The organism is Geitlerinema sp. PCC 9228, from assembly GCF_001870905.1.
Lineage (GTDB): Bacteria > Cyanobacteriota > Cyanobacteriia > Cyanobacteriales > PCC-9228 > PCC-9228.
Map to the genome: position 1 here is coordinate 1 of NZ_LNDC01000056.1, position 5,058 is coordinate 5,058.

The window sequence follows — 5,058 nt, forward strand, 5'->3', positions numbered from 1 at the left end:
AAACTTTCTATACACCACGGAGAGTTTGATCCTGGCTCAGGATGAACGCTGGCGGTCGGCTTAACACATGCAAGTCGAACGGGTTCTTCGGAACCAGTGGCGGACGGGTGAGTAACACGTGAGAACCTGCCTACCGGAGGGGGATAACAGCGGGAAACTGCTGCTAATACCCCATACGCCGAGAGGTAAAAGGTCAGCCGCCGGGAGAGGGGCTCGCGTCCGATTAGCTAGTTGGTGGGGTAAGAGCTCACCAAGGCGACGATCGGTAGCCGTTTTGAGAGGAAGAACGGCCACACTGGGACTGAGACACGGCCCAGACTCCTACGGGAGGCAGCAGTGGGGAATCTTCCGCAATGGGCGCAAGCCTGACGGAGCCAGACCGCGTGGGGGAGGAAGGCCCTTGGGTTGTAAACCCCTTTTCTCAGGGAAGAAACCTGACGGTACCTGAGGAAAAAGCCTCGGCTAACTCCGTGCCAGCAGCCGCGGTAATACGGAGGAGGCAAGCGTTATCCGGAATTACTGGGCGTAAAGCGTTCGTAGGGGGCTCGTCAAGTCTGCTGTCAAAGCTCGGAGCTCAACTCCGAAGGGGCAGTGGAAACTGGGGAGCTAGAGGGCGGCAGGGGCAGAAGGAATTCCCGGTGTAGCGGTGAAATGCGTAGAGATCGGGAAGAACACCAGAGGCGAAAGCGTTCTGCTGGGCCGCGCCTGACCCTGAGGGACGAAAGCCAGGGGAGCGAATGGGATTAGATACCCCAGTAGTCCTGGCTGTAAACGATGGATACTAGGTATTGGCCGTATCGACCCGGTCGGCGCCGAAGCTAACGCGTTAAGTATCCCGCCTGGGGAGTACGCACGCAAGTGTGAAACTCAAAGGAATTGACGGGGGCCCGCACAAGCGGTGGAGTATGTGGTTTAATTCGATGCAACGCGAAGCACCTTACCAGGGCTTGACATGCCGCGAACCCCAGGGAAACTTGGGGGTGCCTACGGGAGCGCGGACACAGGTGGTGCATGGCTGTCGTCAGCTCGTGTCGTGAGATGTTGGGTTAAGTCCCGCAACGAGCGCAACCCTCGTCCTTAGTTGCCAGCATTCAGTTGGGCCCTCTAGGGAGACTGCCGGTGACAAACCGGAGGAAGGTGGGGATGACGTCAAGTCATCATGCCCCTTATGCCCTGGGCGACACACGTACTACAATGGTTGGGACAGAGGGAAGCGAAGCCGCGAGGTGGAGCCAATCCCACAAACCCAGCCTCAGTTCAGATTGCAGGCTGCAACTCGCCTGCATGAAGGCGGAATCGCTAGTAATCGCCGGTCAGCATACGGCGGTGAATACGTTCCCGGGCCTTGTACACACCGCCCGTCACACCATGGAAGCTGGCCACGCCCGAAGTCGTTACTCCAACCCTGAGGGGAGGAGGACGCCGAAGGCAGGGCTGGTGACTGGGGTGAAGTCGTAACAAGGTAGCCGTACCGGAAGGTGTGGCTGGATCACCTCCTTTACAGGGAGACCTACGGGGAACCACCGAGAGAGCAGGTCGGTGGAGTCAGCCCGAACTCCTAGGTCGTTCTTTTGGGGTGGGGCTCCGGGTTGACCCGGAGAATCTTTCAAGCTATAGTGGGGTTCGGACGCGGGCTATTAGCTCAGCTGGTTAGAGCGCACCCCTGATAAGGGTGAGGACCCTGGTTCGAGTCCAGGATGGCCCACCACCCAGACTCGGGGAAGGGGGTATAGCTCAGCTGGTAGAGCGCTGCCTTTGCAAGGCAGATGACAGCGGTTCGAGTCCGCTTACTTCCACCAGAGTCGTGGGGGGAAAGAACCCAAGAGGGCAAAAAGGACAGCACCAGCTCCAGAGGGGGCGGCTGCTGGACTTGTGAGTCCAGTTCAGAACCTAGACAACTGCATAGAACCTGTTGCCAAAAAGGCAGAAGCCGAACCAGCAGACCAGAAGGTCAAGCTAGAAAGGGCTGACGGGGGATACCTAGGCACCTAGAGGCGAAGAAGGACGCGGTTACCGGCGAAACGCTCCGGGGAGCTGGAAGCAAGCGACGATCCGGAGGTATCCGAATGGGGCAACCCGAAAGACGGCTGAGTGAATTCATAGCTCAGCACGAGCGAACCCAGCGAACTGAAACATCTTAGTAGCTGGAGGAAAAGAAAGCAAAAGCGATTCCCCAAGTAGTGGTGAGCGAAAGGGGAAGAGCCTAAACCAAATGGCAAGCCATTTGGGGTTGTGGGACAGCCACCAGGGATGGGAAAAGTTAGGCGAAGTAGCTGAGACCTACACCAGAGAAGGTGAGAGTCCTGTAGCCGACAACCGGACCCACCCGGCTGGATCCCGAGTAACTTGGTGCCCGTGGAACACCAAGTGAATCAGCGAGGACCACCTCGTAAGGCTAAATACTCCTAGGTGACCGATAGCGAACCAGTACCGTGAGGGAAAGGTGAAAAGAACCCCGGAAGGGGAGTGAAAGAGAACCTGAAACCGTCAGCCTACAAGCAGCGGGAGGACGATTGAACGTCTGACCGTGTGCCTGTTGAAGAATGTGCCGGCGAGTTATCTCTAGCGGCCGGTTAAGGTGTACAGCACCGGAGCCCCAGCGAAAGCGAGTCCGAACAGGGCGTCAGTCGCTAGGGATAGACCCGAACCCGGGTGATCTAACCATGTCCAGGATGAAGCTTGGGTAATACCAAGTGGAGGTCCGCACCGACCAATGTTGCAAAATTGGCGGATGAGATGTGGTTAGGGGTGAAATGCCAATCGAACCCGGAGCTATCTGGTTCTCCCCGAAATGCGTTTAGGCGCAGCGGTGGTAAAAACACGACCGGGGTAAAGCACTGTTTCGGTGCGGGCTGCGAGAGCGGTACCAAATCGAGACAAACTCGGAATACGGTCGTGGATGCCACTAGTAAGACGGTGTGGGATAAGCTTCATCGTCAAGAGGGAAACAGCCCAGACCGCCAGCTAAGGTCCCCAAATGATGGCTAAGTGACAAAGGATGTGGGAGTGCTGAGACAACCAGGAGGTTGGCTTAGAAGCAGCCATCCTTGAAAGAGTGCGTAATAGCTCACTGGTCAAGCGCTCTTGCGCCGAAAATGAAAGGGGCTAAGTCATCTACCGAAGCTGCGGGCTGCAAGTCAGCGGTAGGGGAGCGTTCCCGTGCCCGAGAAGTGCTAGCGCAAGCAGGTATGGAGGCGCGGGAAGTGAGAATGTCGGCTTAAGTAGCGAAAACTAGGGCGAGAATCCCTAGCCCCGAAACCCCAAGGGTTCCTCCGGAAGGTTCGTCCGCGGAGGGTCAGTCAGGACCTAAGGCGAGGCCGAAAGGCGTAGTCGATGGACAACCGGTCAACATTCCGGTACCGTGTTGGGTTGGTGCAGGGGGACGAAGAAGGCTAGGTCAGCCGGGAGATGGTTACCGGTCCAAGCGTACGAGGCGAAGAGGAGCGGCGAAAACGTTCCGAGCTGAGGCGCGATGGGGAGCTCCTACGGGAGCGAAGTGGCTGAGGTCCCGCTTCCAAGAAAAGCCCTACCCACCACAAATCCAACATGCCTGTACCCGAAACCGACACAGGTGGGGCGGTAGAGTATACCAAGGGGCGCGAGCGAACTCTCTCTAAGGAACTCGGCAAAATGACCCCGTAACTTCGGGAGAAGGGGTGCCTCCGAGAGGAGGTCGCAGTAAAGAGGCCCAGGCGACTGTTTACCAAAAACACAGGTCTCCGCTAAGTCGAAAGACGACGTATGGGGGCTGACGCCTGCCCAGTGCCGGAAGGTTAAGGGCGTCAGTTAGCCCTTTAGGGTGAAGCTGACCACCGAAGCCCCGGTGAACGGCGGCCGTAACTATAACGGTCCTAAGGTAGCGAAATTCCTTGTCGGGTAAGTTCCGACCCGCACGAAAGGCGAAACGATCTGGGCGCTGTCTCGGAGAGAGGCTCGGCGAAATAGGAATGTCTGTGAAGATACGGACTGCCTGCACCAGGACAGAAAGACCCTATGAAGCTTTACTGTAGCCTGGAATTGGGTTCGGGCTTCACTTGCGCAGGATAGGTGGGAGGCGAAGAAGGTTTCCCTGTGGGGAGACTGGAGCCATCCTTGAGATACCACTCTGGTGAGGCCGGAATTCTAACCTTCACCCGTGAGCCGGGGAAGGAACAGTTTCAGGGGGGCAGTTTGACTGGGGCGGTCGCCTCCTAAAAGGTAACGGAGGCGCGCCAAGGTTCCCTCAGGCTGGTTGGAAATCAGCCGTCGAGTGTAAAGGCACAAGGGAGCTTGACTGCGAGAGCGACTCCTCGAGCAGGTAGGAAACTAGGCCTTAGTGATCCGGCGGCACTAGGTGGAAGGGCCGTCGCTCAACGGATAAAAGTTACTCTAGGGATAACAGGCTGATCTCCCCCAAGAGTTCACATCGACGGGGAGGTTTGGCACCTCGATGTCGGCTCATCGCCACCTGGGGCGGAAGTACGTCCCAAGGGTTGGGCTGTTCGCCCATTAAAGCGGTACGTGAGCTGGGTTCAGAACGTCGTGAGACAGTTCGGTCCATATCCGGTGCAGGCGTAAGAGCATTGAGAGGAGCCTTCCTTAGTACGAGAGGACCGGGAAGGACGCACCGCTGGTGTACCTGTTATCGTGCCAACGGTAAACGCAGGGTAGCCAAGTGCGGAGCGGATAACCGCTGAAAGCATCTAAGTGGGAAGCCCACCTCAAGATGAGTGCTCTCATGGCGGCAAGCCAGTAAGGTCACGGGCAGATGACCCGTTGATAGGCGTCAGGTGGAAGTGCAGCAATGCATTAAGCCGAGACGTACTAACAGACCGAGGGCTTGACCTCACCTCCTCTGCTGGCAAAAGCTTCTGCCACCACAGGGACTATGCAGTTTTCTGGGTTCTGTTAGCTACTACCACGAACCCATACAGAAAAGACTCCTGGTGCTGATAGCGCCGCGGACCCACGCCTATTCCATCCCGAACTAGGACGTGAAACGCGGTAGCGGCGAAGATACTTGGCGGGCAACCGCCTGGGAAAATAGCTCGGTGCCAGGAGTCTTCTTTTTTATTGTTG

The 5,058-nt window shown here is 57.3% G+C and carries 2 tRNA genes and 3 rRNA genes; all 5 read left to right on the top strand.

The annotated features are described in order from the left end of the window. The first annotated feature begins 13 nt into the window (after positions 1–13). Positions 14–1,500: ribosomal RNA gene (locus tag AS151_RS04135) — 16S ribosomal RNA — on the top strand. Positions 1,501–1,631: 131 nt separating this feature from the next. Further along, positions 1,632–1,708 (top strand) — tRNA-Ile (locus AS151_RS04140). Between the two features lie 15 nt (positions 1,709–1,723). Next, positions 1,724–1,799: transfer RNA gene (locus tag AS151_RS04145), tRNA-Ala, on the top strand. Between the two features lie 150 nt (positions 1,800–1,949). Continuing rightward, positions 1,950–4,827: ribosomal RNA gene (locus tag AS151_RS04150) — 23S ribosomal RNA — on the top strand. A 94-nt stretch (positions 4,828–4,921) separates the two neighbouring features. Further along, positions 4,922–5,039, top strand: a 5S ribosomal RNA gene (gene rrf, locus AS151_RS04155). The 16S, 23S and 5S rRNA genes sit together here with 2 tRNA genes alongside, the layout of an rRNA operon. Positions 5,040–5,058: the final 19 nt, after the last annotated feature.